This is a genomic window from Novosphingobium taihuense (assembly GCF_007830315.1).
GTDB classification, from domain to species: domain Bacteria; phylum Pseudomonadota; class Alphaproteobacteria; order Sphingomonadales; family Sphingomonadaceae; genus Novosphingobium; species Novosphingobium taihuense.
Genome location: NZ_VLKJ01000010.1, coordinates 65,253 through 86,343, shown reverse-complemented (window position 1 = coordinate 86,343; position 21,091 = coordinate 65,253). Strand labels below are relative to the sequence as shown.

The following is a 21,091-nucleotide window of genomic DNA, read 5'->3' as shown; positions in this document are numbered from 1 at the left end:
GTCTTCAATTGCGCGAAATAGTCACCTGTTGTAAGCTGAAACGCATGGAAGACAGGCAACTTGACCAGTTCGATCGCCGGATCATCGACATCCTTTCGCGCGACGGGCGCATGCCGGTGACGGAACTGGCGGAGAAGGTCGGGCTGTCGAAGACGCCGTGCCAGACCCGGTTGAAGCGACTGGTCGACGACGGGGTTATCCGGGGATTTCGCGCGGTGGTGAACATGGCGCGGCTCGGTCTCGATCACGTTGCCTTCACCGAAGTGAAGCTGTCCGATACGCGCGAGCAGGCGCTGGCCGATTTCAACCGTGGCGTGATGGCCATTCCCGAGATCGAGGAAGCGCACATGATCGCGGGCAACTTCGACTATCTGCTCAAGGTCCGCACTGCAGACATCCGCCGCTTCCGCATCGTGCTCGGCGAAAAGATCTCGACCCTGCCGCATGTCTCCAACACCAGCACTTTCGTGGTGATGGAGCCGGTCAAGGAACAGTCGGTCAGGGCCTGAAGCCGGGATCAGACTGCGGTTTGCGTCTGTTTGGGTGCGACGATGAACCAGGTGGCGAGCGCGATCCCGATGCCGAGCAGGCCCGCAATGAGGAATGCGCCCTGCATCGAGCCGCTGGAGGTGCGCGCCAGGCTGACGAGAAGGGGCGAGACGAACTGGCCGAGGAAGAAGGTCGAGGTCCACACGCCCATGCCGCGTCCGCGGTGCTCGAACGGCAGGTAGCCCTGCGCCCAGGCGATCAGCGTCGGCACGGCCATGCCCGCGCCGGTCTGTTGCAGGGCCATGCCTGCGACCATGCCCTTCCAGTCGCTGGCCGAGCCGATCACGGCCAATCCCGAGCCGAGCAGGGTCAGAAATACCGTCAGCTGGATGCGGGGTCCGAACCTTCCGGTGAGCCAGAAGATCACCGCGCCGACGATCACGAAGAGGCTGGGGATGGTGGTCAGGCGTCCGATCTCGGAAGGGTCGGAAACACCCAGTTCCTGCCAGACGATCCCGCCGTTGATGATGAAGACATAGTACAGCGCGCCGCCGAACAGGGTGACGAGGCCGAAGGTCAGCACTCCGGCCCACGGGAAAGGCGTGCTTGCTTCGGCACCGATGCCGAGCATCTTGCGTGCGGTATCATCGTTCTGCGGCTCGTAGATGAAGCCGAGCATGGCGATGAAGGCGAGGAAGCCGATGCCATAAATCATGAACACCGAGTTCCAGCTCATCGATGCGAGGTAGCCGGAGGTGAAAATCACCGCGCTGCCGAAGAATGGCCCGATGATTCCCTGCAGAGAGAGCCACTTGCTGCGACCCTTCTCGTCCCAGTAGTCGCCGATAAGGGTGTTCGCAGTCGTCAGGATCGCCGCTTCGGTCACGCCGAGGAGCAGGCGCGAGGCGTAGATCTGATCGAGGTTGTCGAGGAACATCGGGGCCATGCCGACGAAGCCATAGAGGCCGGTAGACCACAGCAGCAGGCGACGACGACCGAACTTGTCGACCATCAGGCCAGCGAACAGCGCAAGGATCGCCACGGTAAGACCGGGGGCCGATACCATCGCTGGCACCTTGGTCGAGGCCGAAGGATCGGCCGCGAAATGCGCGATCATCCGGGGGACCGCCGGGAACATCGAGACGATCGCGACGATCGGCAGGAAGCCGGTGAGGACGATGGTGAGGCCTTGGGGAATCCCCGGTTGGCGCGCTGCAGGACTGGTCATCGAATCTCCCGGCGGCATTTCGCGATGCCACATTCTAGAACCGTTATTCTCAAACGGTATCCTCTCCGGTCTGGCCAAGTCAAGCTAATGGACTTGATGTGGATTAATAGATTTTGAGCATGGATCGGCATAAAAATTACTTGCTTGGTGTATTGTTCGGCGCAATCTAAATCGACCACTGACCGCAATCATGAAAACGAGAGGGGCTGGCGACCCGGTGTCGTTGAGCTAGCTTAAGGCAATGAAAAATTTGAACATCCTGATAATTGGGGCCGGGATCGGTGGACTTTCCGCAGCGATTGCACTCGCGCGAAAGGGGCACTCGGTGACCGCGATCGAGCGTGATCCAAACTGGTCGGTCTATGGCGTGGGCATCATCCAGCAGTCGAACGTGCTGCGCGCGATGGACCAGCTTGGGGTGCTGGACAGATTCATGGATGCCGCATGCGGTTTTGACGCGGTCGAGATCTTCCTGCCCGATGGCACCAAGGTTGCGCGTGTCCCCAGTCCGAGACTTGTCGAAGGTCGTCCTGCCAACGTCGGTATCAGCCGTCGTGCGCTCCAGAAGGTGCTGGGCGACAGCGCGAAGGAACTCGGAACCGAGATTCGTCTGGGCATCACCGCTGAAGACATGGTTGATGATGGCGAGCAGGTGGCCGTGACCTTTTCTGATGGCTCGTCGGGCATCTATGATGCGGTGATCGGTGCTGACGGTGTGTTCTCGCAAACACGCGCCGCGATCCTGCCAGAGGCCGAGAAGCCGGTTTTCACCGGGCAGTCGGTGTGGCGCTACAACTTCCCGCGGCCCGAGGGTCTTGATGCCCTGCAGGTTTACAACGGGCCGACGGGCGTGGGCCTCGTGCCGATGAGCGCGGATGTGATGTACATGTACGTGACCACGCCTGAGCCCGGCAACCCGCGCTATCCGACCCAGGGCCTTGCTGCGGCCATGCGCGCCAAGCTCGCGAACTGCAGTCCGCAGATCCGTGAACTGGGCGAGCAGATCACCGATGACGAGGGCGTGGTCTACCGTCCGCTGGAAGGCATGCTGGTGCGGGGTGACTGGAGCAAGGGGCGTGTCGGGCTGCTCGGCGATGCCGTGCACGCCACGACGCCGCATCTGGGGCAGGGAGCGGGCATGGCGATCGAGGATGCCATCGTCATCGCCGAGGAACTGGAGCGCCACGACGACGTGGAAACGGCGCTCAAGGCCTATCGTGACCGCCGTTTCGAGCGCTGCCGCTATATCGTCGAGAGCAGCCTTGCCATCTGCCATGGCCAGTTGGGCGTGGGGCCCGCGGTCGACAATCACAAGGCCACTGCAGAGATGTTCGCAGTCGTCTCGCAGCCAATCTGATTTGCACGTTTTTCAAGGAAGATCCCGATGAGCCGCGTTACCGAGATCCGTTATGTCGGATATGGCGTGAAGGAATTCGACGCCGAAAAGACCTACTACTCCGAAGTCTGGGGCCTCGAGCCGGTGGGCGAGGACCAGAACAACGCCTGGTTCAAGGCGCAGGGGCATGACGAGCACCATGTCGTCCAGCTGCGACGTGCCGATGAAAACCGTGTCGACGTGATCGCACTGGCCGCTGACAGCCGCGCCGATGTCGATTCCCTGCGCGCCAGGGTCGCCGACGCCGGGTGCCAGATCGCCAGCGAACCTGCTGATCTTACCTCGCCCGGTGGCGGATATGGCTTCCGTTTCTTCTCGCCCGACGGACTCCTGTTCGAAGTGTCGAGCGACGTTGCCAAGGGCAGCAAGCGCGAGCTGGCCCACTGGGAAGGCGTGCCGGTCAAGATCAGTCACATCGTGCTGCACTCGCCCAACCATCAGGAAGCGGTGAAATTCTTCTGCGACGTGCTGGGCTTCAAGGTTTCGGACTGGCTGGGCGACTTCATGTGCTTCCTGCGATGCAATTCGGCGCACCACCGCATTGCTATCCTGCCGGGGCCTGCCTGCCTCAACCACGTGGCCTATGACATGCTTTCGGTGGACGACATGATGCGCGGCGCGCACCGTCTCAAGATCAAGGGCATCGACATCAGCTGGGGCCCCGGTCGCCACACGGCGGGCAACAACACCTTCAGCTATTTCGTCACGCCCGGGGGCTTCGTCACCGAGTACACTTCTGAGCTCGAGGAAGTTGATTTCGATATGCACGAGTTCAAGGTGCACAAGCCTGCGCCCATGGTCATGGACCAGTGGGGCATCGGCGTTGGCGGCCCGCAGACCATGCCCCATCCTCACGTCAATCCGGGTCTGTTCAAGACGCCCGAACTCGCTGGCGAGGCCTGATCCATGGCATTGTACGAACCGTTTCCGAACTACATCTGGAACCTCTCCGTCTCGATCGCGATGGAGAGCGGCGGACAGATCGGCGAAATCGTCGACATGTGCCAGCCGATCATCGAGGCGGCGGCCAATGGCGGTGATGCCGGCACGCCGATGTTCATGAAGCAGTGGGCCGCCTATGGCGACAAGCTGATCGAGCTTGCCGCCGAGGACGAGGCCAAGGGGCGTGCGTTCTCTGCGTCCAACAAGCTGGAGCGCGCATCGCTCTACCTGCTGGTGGCAGAGCGCATGCAGGGCCATGGCGCGCCGGGTCGCAAGGAGACTTATGCCAAGGCGCTCGATGCCTTTGCCAGGTCGACCGAATTGGGCAAGATCAACCGCGAGCGCGTGGAAATTCCCCTCGAGCAGGGAACAATGCCTGCGCTCTATACCCGTGCCGAAGGGCCGGGTCCGCATCCGGTGGTGGTCTATTGCAACGGCCTCGATAGCTGCAAGGAACTGCTCTACTGGAGCCGTCTGCCTGAAGCGCTGGCACGCCGTGGCGTTTCGACGCTGTGCGTGGATCAACCGGGATCCGGCGAAACCTTGCGACTGCAGGATCTGCCTGTCGATCCGCATTCGGAGAGCTGGGCCAGCAAGGCGGTCGATTGGCTGGAGCAGCAGGCGGATGTCGATCCCAAGCGCATCGGCATGACCGGCATTTCGCTCGGCGGACATTTCGCTCCGCGTGCAGTCGCCTACGAGCCACGCTTTGCCAGCGGTGCGGTGTGGGGTGCCAACCACAACTGGCGCGAAGTGCAGGACAAGCGCATGAAGCGCGAGGGCGAAAACCCGGTTCCGCACTATTGGGCGCACGTGATGTGGGCGTTCGGCGCAAACGACATGGACGAATTTCTCGCCAAGTCGACCGACATGAACCTCAACGGGCACATGGACCGCATCAAGGTGCCGTTCCTCGTCACTCACGGGGCACACGATCGCCAGATCAGCGTGTCCTACGCCGACGACCTTTATGACCAGCTCGTCAATTCGCCCCGCCGCGAGAAGGTGATCTTCACCGCGCGCGAAGGCGGCGTCGAACATGTCGGTGCGGACAACATGTCCTATGGCCGCGACCTGATTGCCGACTGGTTTGCCGAGACCTTGGGTGGAGTGACCGCATGACTCGGCGTTTTGTCGATCTTTCGATCTACCTCGAGAACGACGTGATCACCGATCCGCCGTTCCTGCGCCCGAAGATCGAATACCAGAAGCATGGCGAGACCATGCCGGAGCTGGGCTTCTTCTTTCCCGGTGTAACTCCCGAGGAGACGCCGGACGGTGCGGGCTTCGCAGCGGTCGAGAACGTCACGCTGACCACGCACAACGGCACGCATCTCGACGCGCCATGGCACTTCCACCCGACGATGGATGGCAAGGACGGCAAACCCGTGCCTTCGATGACGATCGATGAAGTGCCCCTCGAGTGGTGTTTCCAGCCGGGCGTGAAGCTGGACTTCCGCCACTTTCCCGATGGCTATGTCGTCACCGCGCAGGATGTGGAGGACGAACTCAGGCGCATCGGGCATGAGCTGAAGCCGCTGGAGATCGTTGTGGTCAACACCGCCGCCGGCAAGGCGGTTGGCGATCCCAACTATGTCAGCATCGGTTGCGGCATGGGCTACGAGGCGACGATGTACCTCACCTCACGCGGCATCCGCGTGACCGGGACCGACGCCTGGAGCTGGGACGCGCCGTTTGTCCACACGGCCGAGAAGGTCAAGGAAACCGGCGACACATCGCTGATCTGGGAAGGTCACAAGGCCGGGCGCGACATCGGCTATTGCCACCTTGAAAAGCTGCACAACCTTGAAGTGCTGCCGCCCGATGGCTTCATGGTCAGCTGTTTTCCCCACAAGATCAAGGGCGCTTCGGCCGGCTGGACCCGTGCCGTGGCAATCTTCGAGGATTGAAGGTCAGGTAAAGTCGCCGAGGTCGAAAGCCTCGGCGAATGCCCGTGACAGCGTCTCGGCATCAAGCCTTTCGAGCATTGGCAGTCGGCCCAGCCGCTTCACCTCGCCCATCGTGCAGATCGTGGCTTCGCTGTCCTCGTTGGCGTCGCCAACGAAGGCTACGCCGTGGATGGACACCCCCCGCGCCCGCAGCGCTTCGAACGTCAACAACGAATGGTTGATCGTGCCCAGCGCCGTGCGGGCGACGACGATCACCGGCACATTCCACCATGCAAAGACATCGGCGTAAGTCGTATTGCGGGTGACAGGTACAAGTGCACCGCCCGCACCTTCGACCATCAGCGGACGCACTTCCGGCAAGGATAGCTGCGCAAGGTCGATCACCACGCCATCGATCTCTGCCGCACGATGCGGCGAACAGGGCGTGTTCAGGCGATAGGCTTCGGGCAGCACATGTTCCGGCGGCACGCCCGCCAGCCGCGCCACGTGATCGCGATCGGCACCGTCATCCAGCCCCGCCTGCACCGGCTTCCAGTAATGCGCTTGCAGCGCCCCGGTGAGCGCGGCGGAAAAGATTGTCTTGCCGATGCCGGTATCCGTGCCGGTAACGACGAAGGCGCTCATCGCAGAGCCTCGGCAAGTGCGCTGCCCAGTGCATCGACGTCATCGCTTGTGGCATTTAGGGTGAGCGAGATGCGCAGGCGGCTGGTGCCTTGCGGAACAGTGGGCGGCCGGATGCCGCGCACGTCAAACCCCTTGGCCTGAAGCGCGGAAGCAACGGCCATGGTCCGGGCATCCTCGTGCAGGATCAGCGGCAGGATCTGCGACCCCGATGGCGTCGCGCCATGCGGTGCAAGCACCCGCTCGGCGTGGGCGACAAGCGCGCGCAGGGATTCGCGGCGGTGGGGTTCGTCTGCCATGATCCGGATCGCCTCGCGAACGGCGGCGCATACCAGCGGCGATGGCGCGGTTGAGAAGATGAAGGGACGGCCGCGGTTGACGAGGAAATCGCGCACGACCTTGGGACCGAGTACGAGCGCGCCCTCGCAGCCCATCGCCTTTCCGCAGGTGCGCAGGACGATCGTGTCCGAACGGCCGTCGAGGCTGGCAGCAAGGCCGCGTCCATCGGGGCCGAACACGCCGGTGGCATGGGCCTCGTCGATCAGCATGATCGCATCATGGCGCTCGGCAACGCGGGCCATCTCGGCCACCGGGGCCATGTCGCCATCCATCGAATAGAGCGTCTCGAAGGCGAGCCAGATGCGGCCGGTGTTGCCCTTGCCGCGCCATGCGCGCGCGGCATCGTCGAAGCTCTGCGCATCGTTGTGCGCGGCACTGACCGCCGTGGCGCGAGTCAGGCGCAGGCCTTCGTGCATCGATGCGTGAACGAGTTCGTCGTAGACGATCAGGTCACCGCGCTGCGGCAGGGTGGAAAGCAGGGCAACATTGGCGGCATAGCCCGCCGAGAAGAACAGCGCTGATTCAGTGCCGAAGAAGCGTGCGGCTTCTTCCTCGAGCAATTCATGCTCGGGGTCGTTGCCGCGTAGCAGGCGCGATCCGCCCGAGCCGAGCGGAACCCCGCGCGCGATGGCTTCCTGCACTGCCGCAGCCAGACGGGGCGAGGACGACATCGCCAGATAGTCGTTCGAAGCGAAATCGATCCCACGCCGAGGCGCAAGACTGCGCAGGCGGGCCTTTTCGCCGAGCGCTGCAAGATCGGCGGTATGCGCCGACCAGAGCGAGCCGGTGCGGGTCGTGCTCCCAGCCATCAGGCCGCGCAGCCTCCCGAGCAGCCTCCGACGGCCTTGAGATTTTCGGACCTCTGGGCCCGCATCGGCTCTTCGCCTTCCATGGGCTTGAGGCCCAGGCGGGCGAACATCGCGGCGTCTGCGTCGTCGCCCGCGTTGGCGGCGGTAAGCAGCTTGTCACCTGTGAAGATCGAATTTGCCCCGGCCATGAAGCACAGCGCCTGCGTTGCTTCGGACATAGATTCGCGACCGGCGGACAGGCGGACCATCGACAGCGGCATGGTGATGCGCGCAACCGCAACGGTGCGGACGAACTCGATATCGTCGATCTTGGCGAGCGGGGTGTCGGCCAGCATGTCGCCAAGCACGGTGCCCTTGATCGGCACGAGCGCGTTGACCGGCACGCTTTCCGGATGCTGTTCAAGCGTGGCGAGGGCATGGACGAAGCCGACGCGGTCGGCGCGCGTCTCGCCCAGCCCGACGATGCCGCCCGAGCAGACGTTGATCCCGGCATTGCGCACGTTGTCGAGCGTCTGCAGTCGATCCGCGAAAGTGCGGGTGGTGATGACTTCCTCGTAGCGTTCGGGCGAGGTGTCGATGTTGTGGTTGTAGTAATCGAGGCCAGCTTCGGCCAATTGCTCGGCCTGCGAAGGCGTGAGCATGCCCAGCGTCATGCAGGTTTCCATGCCCATCTCGCGCACGCCCTTGATCATGGCAATGATCGCCGGCATGTCGCGGTCCTTGGGATTGCGCCAGGCAGCGCCCATGCAGAAGCGCTTGGAGCCGTTGTCCTTGGCCTGCGCGGCGGACTGCAGCACCTTCTGCACTTCCATCAGCTTGGTCGCCTCGACCCCGCTATCGGCCTTGACCGACTGCGAGCAATAGCCGCAATCCTCGGGACAGCCGCCGGTCTTGATCGAAAGCAGCGTGCATAGCTGCACTTCGCCTGCGCGATGGTGGGCACGATGGACTTCTGCTGCACGGAACACCAGTTCGGTGAACGGCAGATCGAACAGTGCCGCGATCTCTTCCCGTGTCCAGTCGGTGCGGACGGCGCTGGCTGAAGCAGTCGTTTCGCGCTGGCGGGTGAGAGTGTCTTGCACGGCTGGAATCCCTTCGGAGTCTTGATCTCGGGCGCCCTTAGCCCATTTCAGTGCAACATGCTCAAGTGAATTAGCAAAGCTGCAAACAGGTATTTTGCATTTCACCAAGCGCAACGCTGTCGGCGCGACGGGGCTCCCCAGCCTGAGGTCTGGGCGACGTGCGCTGACGAGTGTTCGATTGACAGGCGCTCTTACGCCGAGTTGATAGACCCACCCTATTACGCCATCGGTGAAAGCATGCATCTACGCCAGTTGCGATACTTCGTGGCCATCGCCCGCTTGCGCCACTTCGCCAATGCGGCGGCAGAATGCGGCGTTTCGCAGCCGACGCTTTCTGCCGGGCTTTCGGCGCTGGAGCAGGAGGTGGGGCACCGGCTGGTCGAGCGTGATCGCAGGTTTCTCGGGCTTACCAGCCATGGTTTGGCGATGCTGCCGTGGGCGGAGCAAATCCTGGGAGCGGTGGCCAGCATGACGAGCTCGGTCGCGGCGAGTTCGGCGGCGTTGACCGGTGAGTTCTCGCTTGCCGCCATCCCGGCCGCGCTGCCCCTTGTCGGCCTGTTCGGCGAGGCCCTGCTGTCGCGTCATCCAGGTGTGACGCTGTCGGTGCGCTCGGCAACATCGCGCGAGATCGAGCGGTCGCTGAATGCCTTCGAATGCGATGCCGGTTTGACCTATCTCGACCACGAGCCGCCGGGCAATGTGCTCTCGGTCGGCCTTCATGCCGAGCGTTACCTCTTCGTTGCGCGCACCGGTTCCGGCTTTGATGCAGCCACGCCGACCAGTTGGGAGGACGCTGCGAAGCTGCCACTGTGCCTTCTGCACCAGGGCATGCAGTTCCGGCGCATCCTTGACGGACGGATGGCCGCGGCGGGCATCGCCATCACGCCGCGCGCGGTGGCGGACAGCTACGTGACGCTGTTCGAACTGGTGCGGTCAGGCGGTTTCTGCACTATCGTTCCCGACACTTATGCTACCTTGCTGGCAGGACTCGACTGGGCAAGGTTCAGCCCGCTTGACGATCCCGGAGAGACGCGGCGGATCGGGCTTGTCGTCGTCAACCGCGTACCGCTTAGCCCGATGGCGGGCGCAGCGCTCGAAGTGGCGCGGGGGCTGGCGGAAGTTTGATAGAATTCTTCTATTAAGCTTCGGAACTTTTGATTTGACCTTCGCTCCCATCGGATCAAGGCATTTGCTGCAATGGAACGACTGCAACAGATCATCGCCGCCCACGCATCTGCCGAAGGGCCGCTCCTGCCGATCCTGCATGACGTGCAGGCCGAATTCGGTCACGTATCGGAAGAGGCGATCCGCGCGATTGCGCTCGCGCTGAATCTCAGCCGGGCCGAAGTGCATGGCGTGGTCAGCTTCTATCATGATTTTCATGCCGAGCCCGATGCGCGTCCCGTGCTGAAGCTTTGCCGCGCCGAGGCCTGCCAGGCGCGCGGTGTCGAAGCGCTGGCGGCGGGCCTGCCGGAAAATCCGCGGGTGAAGGTCGAGACCGTCTATTGCCTCGGTCTGTGCTCGGTCGGGCCGAATGCGATGGTTGGCAGCAAGGTCCACGCGCGGCTTGATGCGGCCAAGCTTGGCGCGCTGGTGGAGGCATTGGCATGACCGGGGGCGTGACGATCATTAGGATCAGCGACGATGCGCTGGCGCTGGCTTGCGGCGCAGATGAGGTCGCGGCGGCGTTCGAGGCAGCGGGATGCACGGTCGAGCGCGTGTCCTCTTGGGGCATGCAATGGCTGGAGCCGTTGGCCGAGATCGATGGACTGGGGTTCGGGCCGCTGGAGCCTGGCGATGTTGCGGCAGTGCTTGCCGGCACGTCTGGCAAAGCCATCGGTCGCATCGAGGATCATCCCTTTATTGCCAAGCAGCAGCGCTTTACCTTCGCGCGCGCTGGCAAGACACGGCCCCTCAGCCTCGAAGACTATGCCGCAAATGGCGGCTGGCAGGGCCTGGCCAAGGCGCGCGAGATCGGGCCTGAGGCAACGATTGCGCAAGTGACCGAATCCGGCCTGCGCGGGCGTGGTGGGGCAGGCTTCCCGGCTGGGATCAAGTGGACGACCGTGGCCAAGGCTCAGGCCGATCGCAAATACATCGTTTGCAACGCCGACGAGGGCGACAGCGCGACGTTTGCCGACCGCATGGTCATGGAGGGCGATCCCTTCATGCTGGTCGAGGGTATGGCCATTGCCGCCCATGCCGTCGGTGCACACAAGGGCTACGTCTATATCCGCAGCGAATACCCGCACGCGATTGCCAAGATGCAGGCGGCGGTGCGCGCGTCCGCAGATCTTGTCGCCCCGTTCGAACTGGAAGTGCGCGTGGGCGCGGGCGCCTATGTCTGCGGCGAGGAAACCTCGTTGCTTAACAGCCTTGAAGGCAAGCGCGGCGAAGTGCGGGCCAAGCCGCCTCTCCCCGCGCTGGAAGGCCTGTTCGGCAAGCCAACCGTGGTCAACAACGTGCTGACGCTGGCGGCGGTGCCGTGGATCATGGCAAATGGCGCGGCAGCCTATGCGGCGGTTGGCTTCGGCCGGTCCAAGGGCACGATGCCGATCCAGATCGCGGGCAATGTGAAGCATGGCGGGCTGTTCGAGGTGGGCTTTGGCGTGACGCTCGGCGAGCTGGTTATGACTGTGGGTGGCGGCACGGCTTCGGGTCGTCCGGTGCGCGCAGTGCAGGTGGGCGGGCCGCTCGGCGCCTATCACGCGCCGTCCGATTTCCACCTGCCGTTCGATTACGAAGCCTTTGCTGCCGCAGATGGCCTGATCGGCCACGCCGGGATCACCGTGTTCGACGATACGGCAGACATGAGCCGCCAGGCGCGCTTCGCCATGGAATTCTGTGCGGCGGAATCGTGCGGCAAGTGCACGCCCTGCCGCATCGGCTCGACGCGTGGAGTGGAACTGATTGACCGCATTCGGGCACGGTCTGGGCGTGGTCCCGACAAGGTCGAGGCGCTGCCGCAGATGCATAACGCCCGCAAGGTGGAGCGTTCGCTGGCGGACGAGATCGTGCTGCTTGAAGACCTGTGCGAGACGATGAAGTTCGGCTCGCTCTGCGCACTCGGCGGCTTCACACCCTATCCGGTGCTCTCGGCACTCCGCAATTTCCCCGAAGATTTTGGCGCAGTTCCGGCGAAGGAAGCGGCGGAGTGATCCTGGGAGCCGTCCTTGCCGGTGGCAGGTCCACGCGGTTTGGCAGCGACAAGGCGCTGGCCGAGCTGGGCGGACGCACGCTGCTGGCGCGGGCGGTGGACGCGCTGGCGGCGCAGTGCGATGCGGTGGTCGTGGTGGGGCGAGAGGAAGCGCCTGCGCCTACGCTGCCAGACTGGCCGCGCGCTGACATGGGACCGCTCGGTGGAATTGCCGCTGCGCTCCACCATGCGCGCGATGCGGGTTACGATGAAGTGCTGACCTGTTCGGTCGACAGCTTGGGGCTGGGAGATGATCTGGTAGCGCAACTTCAGCCAGCGCCCGCCTATTGCGAAAGCCAGCCAGTGATCGGGCTGTGGCCTGCCAGCGTCTCGGCCAAGCTCGATGCGCTGCTGACCAGCGATGCCCGTCATTCGATGCGCGCTTTTGCCGAACTGGTCGGCGCGCGGGCGGTGCGCCTTTCCGAAAATCCTGCTAATATCAATACACCGGCGGATCTGATGGCCGCCGAGGAGCAATCCCATGGGTTATGAACGCCAGGCTGATTTCGGCACCCCGGAAGTCCGGTCGGACACGCAGGTAACCTGCTCCATCGACGGGCGCGAAGTTATCGTGCCCGTTGGCACCACTGTCATGCGCGCCGCCGCGCTCACCGGCGGTTCGATCCCCAAGCTCTGCGCGACCGACAACCTCAAGCAGTTCGGATCGTGCCGCCTGTGCCTTGTCGAGATCGACGGGATGCGTGGCACGCCTGCTTCATGCACCACCCCGGTTGCCGAAGGGATGAAGGTCCACACCCAGACACCGCACCTGCAGAAGCTGCGCAAGGGTGTGATGGAGCTTTACATCTCGGATCACCCGCTCGATTGCCTGACCTGCAGCGCCAACAACGATTGCGAGCTTCAGGATCAGGCCGCCGCCGTGGGCCTGCGCGATGTGCGCTATGGCTATGAGGGCGAGAACCATCTGGGCGCGATGCCCGACATATCGAACCCCTATTTCGATTTCGATCCATCGAAGTGCATCGTGTGTTCGCGCTGCGTGCGCGCCTGCGACGAAGTGCAGGGCACGCTGGCGCTGACGATCGACGGGCGCGGGTTTGGCAGCAAGGTTTCGGCGGGCCTTGCCTCGGACAGCTTCCTGTCGTCCGAATGCGTATCCTGCGGTGCCTGCGTGCAGGCCTGCCCGACGGCGACCTTGCAGGAAAAGGCGGTCAAGGAAATCGGCAAGCCCGAGCGCGCTGTTGTGACGACATGCGCCTATTGCGGCGTCGGCTGCACCTTCCGCGCCGAAATGCGTGGCGAACAGCTGGTGCGCATGGTGCCGTGGAAGGATGGCAAGGCCAATCGCGGGCATTCCTGCGTCAAGGGCCGCTTCGCCTGGGGCTATGCCCAGCATCAGGAGCGCATACTCTCGCCCATGATCCGCGAATCCATCGACCAGCCATGGCGCGAGGTTTCGTGGGAAGAGGCGCTGACCTATGCGGCGGGCCAGATCAACCGCATCCGTGAGACTTACGGCCGCAACGCCTTGGGCGGCATCACTTCCAGCCGCTGCACCAACGAGGAAACCTTCCTCGTCCAGAAGCTGATCCGCGCGGGCTTCGGCACCAACAACGTCGATACTTGCGCGCGGGTCTGCCATTCGCCCACCGGCTATGGCCTCAAGACCACGTTCGGCACATCGGCGGGCACGCAGGACTTCGACAGCGTCGAGGACAGCGACGTGATCCTCGTGATCGGCGCGAACCCGACCGATGGGCACCCGGTCTTCGCCAGCCGCATGAAGCGCCGCCTGCGTCAGGGTGCCAGGCTGATCGTGATCGATCCGCGCCGCACCGATCTGGTGCGCAGCCCCCATATCGCGGCGGACTACCACCTGCCGCTGCGCCCTGGCACCAATGTGGCGATCCTCACGGCGATTGCCCACGTGATCGTGACGGAAAGCCTCGCCAACGAAGCGTTCATCCGTGAACGCTGCGACTGGGACGAATACCAGCACTGGGCCGAATTCGTCTCGGCAGAGCGCAACAGCCCCGAGTTCCTCGCGCCGGTTATAGGTGTTGATCCCGAAGCCATTCGCGGCGCGGCACGCCTCTATGCCACGGGTGGCAACGGCGCGATCTACTATGGCCTTGGCGTTACCGAGCACTCACAAGGCTCGTCCACCGTCATGGCCATCGCCAACCTTGCTATGGCGACCGGCAACATCGGCCGCCGCGGTGTCGGCGTGAATCCGCTGCGCGGGCAGAACAACGTGCAGGGCGCGTGCGATATGGGTTCATTCCCGCACGAGCTTTCGGGCTATCGCCATGTCTCGGACAAGGCGACACGCGATCTGTTCGAGGCGGAATGGGGCGTGAAGATCGATCCCGAACCGGGCCTGCGCATCCCCAACATGTTAGATGCCGCAACCGACGGGCAGTTCAAGGCGATCTATATCCAGGGCGAGGACATCCTCCAGTCGGACCCGGACACGAAGCACGTGGCGGCGGGCCTTGCCGCGATGGAATGCGTGATCGTCCACGACCTTTTCCTGAACGAGACCGCGAACTACGCCCACGTCTTCCTGCCGGGGTCGACCTTCCTTGAGAAGAACGGCACCTTCACCAATGCCGAACGCCGCATCCAGCCGGTGCGCAAGGTGATGGAACCGCTCAACGGATACGAGGACTGGCAGGTCACGCAGGAACTGGCCCGCGCCATCGGGCTTGACTGGAACTACACCCATCCATCCGAGATCATGGACGAGATCGCACGGCTGACGCCGACCTTCACGGGCGTGAACTACAAGCGGCTGGATGCCGAAGGTTCGCTGCAGTGGCCGGTGAACGACAAGGCGCCCGATGGCTCGCCGATCATGCACATCGAAGGTTTCGTCCGCGGCAAGGGCAAGTTCGTGGTGACCGACTATGTGCCAACCGACGAGCGCACCGGCCCGCGCTTCCCGCTGTTGCTGACGACGGGGCGCATCCTGTCGCAATACAACGTTGGCGCGCAGACCCGGCGCACGGCGAATGTCGTGTGGCATGAGGAGGACCTGCTCGAAATCCACCCCACCGATGCCGAAAACCGTGGCCTGAAGTCGGGCGATTGGGTCAAGCTCGCCAGCCGTTCGGGCGAAACCACGCTGCGCGCATTGGTGACCGATCGTGTGGCGCCGGGCGTGGTCTATACCACGTTCCACCACCCTGCCACGCAGGCCAATGTCGTCACCACCGACTATTCGGACTGGGCCACCAACTGCCCGGAATACAAGGTAACGGCCGTGCAGATCACGCCGTCCAACGGCCCGACCGATTGGCAGGAGGATTACGAAGCGCAGGCCACGCTCTCCCGCCGTATCGTCGGCCATGAAGGCGCGATGGAGCCAGCCGAATGAGCGGGCATACGGTCGAGAAGCTCGCCTACATGGCCAACCAGATCGCGCGCAATTTGGTGCATGATGACAAGCCAGTGATGGCGGTGGCGGACCACATCGTTTCGTTCTGGACGCCGCGCATGATCGACATGCTGATCGCGCAAGGCTCTGCCGGGCTTGATCCCGTGGCGGTAGAGGCCATGGCGCGGGTGGCGGACGGACGCATCCCGCCGCCTCAGACGCGCGCAACTGATCCGGCGGTCCACGGTTCCGATGCCGGTTGACGGTGCGCGCGAGGTCAGCTTTCGCGAGCACTTCGCCGATCGCAGCCCCTCGCGCACGATCACGCGCCCGGTCATCGACGAAGCCCCCGTTGCCGTAGAGATCAACGGCATCGGCTATGCGGTGATGATGGCAACACCGACAGACCTTGAAGACTACGCGCTGGGCTTCTGTCTTTCGGAACAGCTGATCGCATCGCCTGCCGAATTCCTTTCTGCGCATGCCGCGCCGGTCGAAGCCGGTGGGTGGATGCTGCGCGTGCAACTCGCCGCTTCAGGCGCAGCGCCCTTGCTCGAACGCGCCCGCCTGCGCCTGGCCGAAGGCAGTTGCGGGTTGTGCGGCATCGAAAGCCTGGAGCAGGTCATGCGACCTCTCTCGCCGGTCACCGCGCGGCTAGAGGTTGCTCCGGATGCGATGTTTCGCGCCACGTCTGCGCTGCGAGAGCATCAGGTGCTGGGGCGGGCAACCGGCGCAGCCCATGCCGCCGCGCTTTGCACGCCCGACGGCATGATCGTGCTCGTGCGTGAGGACGTCGGTCGCCACAACGCGCTCGACAAGTTGCTGGGCGCAGCGGCCCGTGCTGGCCTCGACGCTTCGGCGCATTTCGTCCTTCTGACCGCGCGGTGCAGTTTCGAGCTGGTGCAGAAGGCCGTGATCGCAGGCGTGCCCCTGCTTGTCACGATTTCGGCCGCCTCCACGCTTGCCGTGGAACAGGCTGCTGCCCACGGCCTCGGTCTGGTTACATTGGCCCGTAAAGACAGTCTGCTCCAATCCTGAGCCTTGCCTTTCCGCTGCCGGACAAAACGTCTAACAAGCGAGCGACCCGGGATCGAACGCCGGGGTCGTAGGTTTTCGGGGGCTATGGAACACATCGCTGCGCCGGACTCGCGAAGCTTTGCCGTCCGCCGCAAGAGCGGGCGTGACCGGGCGTTGCCTGCAACGTTTGCGCTTTGCCTGCATCTGCTCGTGCTGTGGGGTGTTATCCATGGTTTTGGCGGCGTGCCTGCGAAGACCGGAGCCGAGGCCGATCCCTTCACTACGCGCACGTTTGACGTACCTCTCGAAAAACCCTCGCCCAGCCCTACGCCAACCACGCCGGAGCCCGCGGGCGCATCGGGAGAGGAAGGCCGAAAGGCAAAAGCCAAGCCCGTCGTCGCCCGCTCGCGGCTCCCATCGCGTCCCGAGCCCGCGCCGCCAGTCGCGTCCACCGGCAATGATGTCCGTTCGGGCGCTGCGGCGCAGGGGCAAGGCACCGGCGGCGGTGGCGAGGGGATGGGTACGGGGAGCGGGGCCAGTGGCAACGGCTCGGGCGGAGGTCTGGCCCGCAGGGCCGAGAAGATTGCCGGCGATATCCGCTCCACCCGCGATTATCCGGCAAAGAGCCAGCAGGAGCGCATCGGCAAGCGCGTCGTCATTCTGCTTGATGTCAGCGCCGAGGGGCGGGTGACGGGTTGCCGGGTCTGGCGGGCCAGCGGCGTGCCCGAGGCTGACGCGGTGACCTGCCGCCTTGCCAGCGAGCGCTTCCGCTTCCGTCCAGCAACAGATTCGGATGGTCGACCTGTCGCCTCGACATATGGCTGGGAGCAGCGCTGGTTTGCGCCCTGAATACGCTTTTGCTGCGCTGCATTCACGCCAAAACCTGGTTTAAATCGGCGATAGTGATGAAATGGCAGGCTTTTGAGGCAAGCTGCGCAATTCGGACCAGATTCTTGTTGCATCGCAATGCAACCGTATCGCCCCCACTGCGTTGGTTCATCGAGAGTAAAGTTTCCGCGCCTTCGCGGTTGCTTCAGCTATTCGGAAGACCAGCACGCCATGACCACCATCGACTTCGCGTCCGGACCCGGTGAAACTTCGGCTCCCGGCGTCCTGTCCTTCTTGCGCCGCTCACAGGGTGCGCCTGCCTGCAGGGTTGCTCTCATCGGCGGATTTGCGCCGCGCAAGTGCGGCATCGCGACATTCACCACCGACATCTACGAGCAACTGGCGGCGCATCACAGTGAAGTATCGGTCGATCTTCACGTCATCGACGATCCCCGCTCACCTCTGACTTACGAGCGTGCCCGCAGCGTGATCCGCGCCGATCGCGTCGATGATTACCGCGCAGCCGCGCGCCGCATGAATGAGGACGGCGTCGATGCCGTCTGGCTGCAGCACGAATATGGCATCTTCGGCGGCGAGGCTGGCGATATGGTGCTCGAACTGGTGGACCGGGTGGCAGCGCCGTTGATCGTTACCCTGCACACCGTGCTCGCCAAACCATCGGACCGCCAGCGCGAGGTCATCGAACATCTCCTCCGTCGGGCTTCGCGTGTCATGGTGATGTCCCAGCATTCGATGGGACTGCTGCAAGACCTCTATCATGTGCCGTCGGAGCGGATCGTGGTGATACCGCACGGGGCACCTGACCGCCCGTTGCGCAATACGTCTGACCGCAAGGCGCGTCTGGGCCTCGAAGGTCGTCGCGTGATGATGACCTTCGGCCTTTTGGGGCCGGGCAAGGGGCTGGAAACGGTGATCGAGGCGCTGCCTGCCATCGTCGAGAACCATCCAGACGTGGTCTATCGCATCGTCGGCGCAACCCACCCCAATCTTGTCGCAACCGAGGGTGAAAGCTATCGCGAGGGCCTCGCTGCACTTGCCGAGAACCTTGGCGTCGGGGCCAACGTTCAGTGGGACAACCGCTTTCTCGATCTCGATGAACTGCTCGACCAGATCGAGGCCTGCGACATCTACCTGACGCCCTATCCGAACATGCAGCAGTCGACCTCAGGCACGCTGAGCTATGCGGTGGCACTCGGCAAGGCCGTGGTCTCCACGCCTTATGTCCACGCCCGCGAGCTGTTGGCAGAGGGCGTCGGCGTGTTGGTCGAACCCCGTCAGGCAGACGTCATCGCCGCTGCCGTCAACCGCCTGCTCGACGATCCCGAAGAGCTGCGCGCCGTGCAGCAGCGCGCTTGGACCAAGGGACGCGAGACGATCTGGCCACGCTTTGCTGCAGCAGCGCGGTCGCTGGTTGAGAGCGTCGTGGTCCGCCCCGTCCGTAACATGCCGCTGCTCGCGACACCCGGGTTCTTCGGCGTCACCGCGATGAGCGACAGCACCGGTATCTTCCAGCATGCGATCGGCACCGTGCCCGACCGCCGCCATGGCTACTGCCTAGACGACAACGTGCGCGCGCTTATGTTGATGGGCGTGGCCGATGCCGTTCCACTGGCTGAGCGGCAGCGTTGGGCCACGGTCTATGCCTCGTTCATCCAGCATGCCTGGAATCCGGACCGGCGTGCCTTCCGAAACTTCATGAACTTCGACCGGACGTGGTGCGAGCCCGTCGGCTCGGGTGACAGCAACGGCCGGACAGTCTGGGCCCTGGGTGGCGCGATGAACAATGCGCCTGACGAAGGCCTGCGCCATTGGGCTACGCAATGGTTCGATATCGCGCTGGCCCCCGTCGCGGCGATGGAGTCACCTCGCACCGTGGCATTCGTCATGCTTGGCTGCATCGAGGCCTTGCGGATCAATCCTGGCCATTCGGGCGCGCGCGAAAGCCTGCGTCACGGCGGCGAACTGCTGGCAAACCTGCTTGATGCCGGGCGACGTCCCGACTGGGCCTGGTTCGAAGCGGTTCTCGGTTACGACAACCCCCGCCTGTCCCAGGCGCTGATCGGTGCCGGGCGTGTGATGAACCGCGACGACTGGATCGAAAGCGGTCTTTCCTCGCTGCGTTTCATCGCGCGCCAGCAGATTTCGGCGCAGGGCCATTTCCGCGCGGTCGGTTCCGAAACATTTGGCAAGCCCTACCAGAACCTGCCGTTCGACCAGCAACCGCTGGAAGCTTGGGCTGCGGTCGACGCTGCGGCGGCGGCATTTGCGGTTACAGGCGACGAGGGATGGTTGCGCCATGCCGAGACCGCCTATCGCTGGTTCCTCGGAGGAAACGATCGCGGCGAGGTCCTTGGCGACATCTCCACCGGGCGCTGCCGAGATGGCGTGACCCCGCAGGGCGTCAACCTCAACTGCGGAGCGGAATCGATCCTCGCGTTCCAGTTGGCGCACTATGCGCTGGCCGCAATCGCGCGTCGTCCAAGAACAATGCCTGGCACTCAGGAACCGAATGCTTCAGATACCATTGCCTTGAAAATCAACAGCAAGGGTGCGCAACAGCTTGCGGGTGCTTGAACAGAGGCTTCACGCCGATCCTTCGCGGGTCGTGCTTCGTCCGTTTCATCTTGGGTGGCAGGGGCCGGGCGGCTCCGGTGCCCGGGCGCGAAAGCTCGTGTCCGATGTCGTCTCGCTGACGTCAGAGGAGGCTGACGAGGAGTATGCGCGCGTCCTTCACGATTTCGAGGAGCGTCACTGGCAAACCGAGCAGCTGTTCGAAGAGCGCTATCGCCAGATCGAGTCGATGCTGAACCTTGATGGCTCAGCCCTGTCGATACGGCGCAAGCGGTTGATCGGGGCCTACTTCTGCCACGAATACACTTATGCCGCTGCAGCGCTGATGAATCCCAGCATCGTGCCCCATCCCGATCAAACGGGAATGAGTGGCGGTGCTGTGCGTTTTGTCATGAGCCTGCGCGCCGTGGGCGAGGGCCACATCAGTTCCATCGTGTTTCGCGAAGGCATTGCCTTGCCGGATGGCGCGTTCGATCTCTGGCCGCAAAGCCACTTCGCCACGGCCATGCTTCCCGATGACAGCCTGACCGTGTGCGAAGGCGAAGACTGTGCGGTCACGCTCCACCGCCACATGGAAAGCACGCTTTCGAACAGCGTGATCTTCCCGGTGACAGAGCAGCAGCGCGGCGGCCTCGAGGATTTGCGCCTTGTGCGGTTCGATCACGGCGGCGGTGACTACGAATGGATCGGGACCTATACTGCCTATTCGGGCTCGGCGATCCGTTCGGAATTGCTGCGCACCCGCGATTTCCGCTCCATCGTGCTTGAGCCCATCTTCGGCAGGGCAGGGCGCAACAAGGGCATGGCGCTGTTCCCGCAAAAGATTGGCGGGCAGTACTGCATGGTGGGGCGGCAGGACGGGAAGAACCTGTTCCTGCTGCGCTCGGACAGCCTCGATCGCTGGGACGACGACGGCGTGCTGCTGATGGAGCCTGAGTTTCCATGGGAGTTCGTTCAGATCGGCAATTGCGGCAGTCCCATCCTGACCGATGAGGGCTGGCTCCTGCTCACCCACGGTGTCGGTGCGATGCGCAAGTATGCACTCGGATGCGCTCTGCTCGACCGGGACGATCCGTCCAAGGTCATTGCCCGTTCGAGCAAGCCATTGCTCACCGCGATCGACGCCGATCGGTTCGGCTATGTCCCGAACGTCGTCTATACCTGCGGCGCTCTGCTGGTGGAGGACCAGTTGCTTGTGCCTTACGGCATCTCCGACAGCGCGGTTGGCTTTGCGACGACCTCAGTTCGGGAATTGCTGGCAAGGATGGACTCGACCCGTTAGTAAAGGTTCGCGCTGCGGTG

Annotated in this window: 19 protein-coding genes; 15 read left to right on the top strand and 4 right to left on the bottom strand. The window is 63.7% G+C overall.

All coding sequences use genetic code 11. From position 1 onward, the window contains the following. Positions 1-44 precede the first annotated feature (44 nt). Positions 45-509 (top strand): Lrp/AsnC family transcriptional regulator, encoded by a 465-nt coding sequence (locus IQ25_RS17020; protein WP_144907468.1) that lies wholly within the window; start codon positions 45-47, stop codon positions 507-509. 8 nt (positions 510-517) lie between these two features. Here IQ25_RS17020 and IQ25_RS17015 read toward each other — a convergent pair whose 3' ends face one another. Then, positions 518-1,717: an MFS transporter gene (locus tag IQ25_RS17015; RefSeq protein ID WP_144907467.1), complete on the bottom strand. Its 1,200-nt coding sequence runs from the start codon at positions 1,715-1,717 to the stop codon at positions 518-520. A 241-nt stretch (positions 1,718-1,958) separates the two neighbouring features. Between IQ25_RS17015 and IQ25_RS17010 the strand changes: the two genes are divergently transcribed. From IQ25_RS17010 to IQ25_RS16995, 4 genes are read left to right on the top strand one after another with little or no spacing between them, the layout of a single operon-like run. Beyond that, positions 1,959-3,074 (top strand): FAD-dependent oxidoreductase, encoded by a 1,116-nt coding sequence (locus tag IQ25_RS17010; protein ID WP_144907466.1) that lies wholly within the window; start codon positions 1,959-1,961, stop codon positions 3,072-3,074. A 27-nt stretch (positions 3,075-3,101) separates the two neighbouring features. Next, positions 3,102-4,016 carry a VOC family protein gene (locus IQ25_RS17005; protein ID WP_144907465.1) on the top strand — a complete coding sequence of 305 codons (915 nt, stop codon included), beginning with the start codon at positions 3,102-3,104 and terminating at the stop codon, positions 4,014-4,016. A gap of 3 nt (positions 4,017-4,019) precedes the next feature. After that, positions 4,020-5,177 (top strand): alpha/beta hydrolase family protein, encoded by a 1,158-nt coding sequence (locus IQ25_RS17000; RefSeq protein ID WP_144907464.1) that lies wholly within the window; start codon positions 4,020-4,022, stop codon positions 5,175-5,177. Further along, complete coding sequence (locus IQ25_RS16995; protein ID WP_144907463.1) at positions 5,174-5,965, top strand: cyclase family protein; 792 nt, start codon at positions 5,174-5,176, stop codon at positions 5,963-5,965. Before IQ25_RS17000 ends, IQ25_RS16995 begins: the two co-directional genes overlap by 4 nt. Before the next feature lie 3 nt (positions 5,966-5,968). Here the strand turns inward: IQ25_RS16995 and bioD are convergent, their stop codons facing one another. Genes bioD through bioB form a run of 3 tightly spaced genes read right to left on the bottom strand, consistent with a single transcriptional unit; the run spans position 5,969 to position 8,816 of the window. Then, positions 5,969-6,589 (bottom strand): dethiobiotin synthase, encoded by a 621-nt coding sequence (bioD, locus tag IQ25_RS16990; protein WP_144907462.1) that lies wholly within the window; start codon positions 6,587-6,589, stop codon positions 5,969-5,971. Next, complete coding sequence (locus tag IQ25_RS16985) at positions 6,586-7,734, bottom strand: 8-amino-7-oxononanoate synthase (protein WP_144907461.1); 1,149 nt, start codon at positions 7,732-7,734, stop codon at positions 6,586-6,588. Before IQ25_RS16985 ends, bioD begins: the two co-directional genes overlap by 4 nt. Then, a complete protein-coding gene (bioB, locus tag IQ25_RS16980) occupies positions 7,734-8,816 on the bottom strand; it encodes a biotin synthase BioB (RefSeq protein ID WP_144907460.1) in 1,083 nt (360 codons plus the stop codon). The genes IQ25_RS16985 and bioB overlap by 1 nt, the downstream gene beginning before the upstream one ends. 237 nt (positions 8,817-9,053) lie before the next feature. Here bioB and IQ25_RS16975 point away from each other — a divergent pair, with 237 nt between their 5' ends. From IQ25_RS16975 to IQ25_RS16930, 10 genes are all read left to right on the top strand, one after another. Next, the gene (locus IQ25_RS16975) at positions 9,054-9,941 is read left to right on the top strand and encodes a LysR family transcriptional regulator (protein ID WP_144907459.1); all 888 of its coding nucleotides are present in this window, start codon (positions 9,054-9,056) and stop codon (positions 9,939-9,941) included. Positions 9,942-10,013: 72 nt separating this feature from the next. Next, a complete protein-coding gene (locus IQ25_RS16970) occupies positions 10,014-10,427 on the top strand; it encodes an NAD(P)H-dependent oxidoreductase subunit E (protein ID WP_144907458.1) in 414 nt (137 codons plus the stop codon). Positions 10,428-10,435: 8 nt separating this feature from the next. Next, positions 10,436-11,974 carry an NADH-ubiquinone oxidoreductase-F iron-sulfur binding region domain-containing protein gene (locus IQ25_RS16965; protein WP_144907524.1) on the top strand — a complete coding sequence of 513 codons (1,539 nt, stop codon included), beginning with the start codon at positions 10,436-10,438 and terminating at the stop codon, positions 11,972-11,974. After that, positions 11,971-12,504 carry a molybdenum cofactor guanylyltransferase gene (gene mobA, locus IQ25_RS16960; protein WP_144907457.1) on the top strand — a complete coding sequence of 178 codons (534 nt, stop codon included), beginning with the start codon at positions 11,971-11,973 and terminating at the stop codon, positions 12,502-12,504. The genes IQ25_RS16965 and mobA overlap by 4 nt, the downstream gene beginning before the upstream one ends. Beyond that, the gene (fdhF, locus tag IQ25_RS16955; RefSeq protein ID WP_144907456.1) at positions 12,494-15,352 is read left to right on the top strand and encodes a formate dehydrogenase subunit alpha; all 2,859 of its coding nucleotides are present in this window, start codon (positions 12,494-12,496) and stop codon (positions 15,350-15,352) included. Before mobA ends, fdhF begins: the two co-directional genes overlap by 11 nt. Then, the gene (locus tag IQ25_RS16950; protein WP_144907455.1) at positions 15,349-15,615 is read left to right on the top strand and encodes a formate dehydrogenase subunit delta; all 267 of its coding nucleotides are present in this window, start codon (positions 15,349-15,351) and stop codon (positions 15,613-15,615) included. The genes fdhF and IQ25_RS16950 overlap by 4 nt, the downstream gene beginning before the upstream one ends. Beyond that, positions 15,605-16,390 carry a formate dehydrogenase accessory sulfurtransferase FdhD gene (gene fdhD / locus IQ25_RS16945; RefSeq protein ID WP_144907454.1) on the top strand — a complete coding sequence of 262 codons (786 nt, stop codon included), beginning with the start codon at positions 15,605-15,607 and terminating at the stop codon, positions 16,388-16,390. Before IQ25_RS16950 ends, fdhD begins: the two co-directional genes overlap by 11 nt. Before the next feature lie 84 nt (positions 16,391-16,474). Beyond that, a complete protein-coding gene (locus IQ25_RS16940; RefSeq protein WP_144907453.1) occupies positions 16,475-17,218 on the top strand; it encodes a TonB family protein in 744 nt (247 codons plus the stop codon). A gap of 210 nt (positions 17,219-17,428) precedes the next feature. After that, the gene (locus IQ25_RS16935; RefSeq protein WP_144907452.1) at positions 17,429-19,792 is read left to right on the top strand and encodes a glycosyltransferase family 4 protein; all 2,364 of its coding nucleotides are present in this window, start codon (positions 17,429-17,431) and stop codon (positions 19,790-19,792) included. Continuing rightward, entirely contained in the window at positions 19,779-21,071 is a 1,293-nt protein-coding gene (locus IQ25_RS16930; RefSeq protein WP_144907523.1) for a glycoside hydrolase family 130 protein, read from the top strand. The genes IQ25_RS16935 and IQ25_RS16930 overlap by 14 nt, the downstream gene beginning before the upstream one ends. Positions 21,072-21,091: the final 20 nt, after the last annotated feature.

Bases quoted from the DNA above. Each gene is read 5' to 3' on its own strand.
- IQ25_RS17020 (WP_144907468.1), top strand. From the start codon at position 45: ATGGAAGACAGGCAACTTGACCAGTTCGATCGCCGGATCATCGACATC.
- IQ25_RS17015 (WP_144907467.1), bottom strand. From the start codon at position 1,717: ATGACCAGTCCTGCAGCGCGCCAACCGGGGATTCCCCAAGGCCTCACC.
- IQ25_RS17010 (WP_144907466.1), top strand. From the start codon at position 1,959: ATGAAAAATTTGAACATCCTGATAATTGGGGCCGGGATCGGTGGACTT.
- IQ25_RS17005 (WP_144907465.1), top strand. From the start codon at position 3,102: ATGAGCCGCGTTACCGAGATCCGTTATGTCGGATATGGCGTGAAGGAA.
- IQ25_RS17000 (WP_144907464.1), top strand. From the start codon at position 4,020: ATGGCATTGTACGAACCGTTTCCGAACTACATCTGGAACCTCTCCGTC.
- IQ25_RS16995 (WP_144907463.1), top strand. From the start codon at position 5,174: ATGACTCGGCGTTTTGTCGATCTTTCGATCTACCTCGAGAACGACGTG.
- bioD (WP_144907462.1), bottom strand. From the start codon at position 6,589: ATGAGCGCCTTCGTCGTTACCGGCACGGATACCGGCATCGGCAAGACA.
- IQ25_RS16985 (WP_144907461.1), bottom strand. From the start codon at position 7,734: ATGGCTGGGAGCACGACCCGCACCGGCTCGCTCTGGTCGGCGCATACC.
- IQ25_RS16975 (WP_144907459.1), top strand. From the start codon at position 9,054: ATGCATCTACGCCAGTTGCGATACTTCGTGGCCATCGCCCGCTTGCGC.
- IQ25_RS16970 (WP_144907458.1), top strand. From the start codon at position 10,014: ATGGAACGACTGCAACAGATCATCGCCGCCCACGCATCTGCCGAAGGG.
- fdhF (WP_144907456.1), top strand. From the start codon at position 12,494: ATGGGTTATGAACGCCAGGCTGATTTCGGCACCCCGGAAGTCCGGTCG.
- IQ25_RS16950 (WP_144907455.1), top strand. From the start codon at position 15,349: ATGAGCGGGCATACGGTCGAGAAGCTCGCCTACATGGCCAACCAGATC.
- fdhD (WP_144907454.1), top strand. From the start codon at position 15,605: ATGCCGGTTGACGGTGCGCGCGAGGTCAGCTTTCGCGAGCACTTCGCC.
- IQ25_RS16940 (WP_144907453.1), top strand. From the start codon at position 16,475: ATGGAACACATCGCTGCGCCGGACTCGCGAAGCTTTGCCGTCCGCCGC.
- IQ25_RS16935 (WP_144907452.1), top strand. From the start codon at position 17,429: ATGACCACCATCGACTTCGCGTCCGGACCCGGTGAAACTTCGGCTCCC.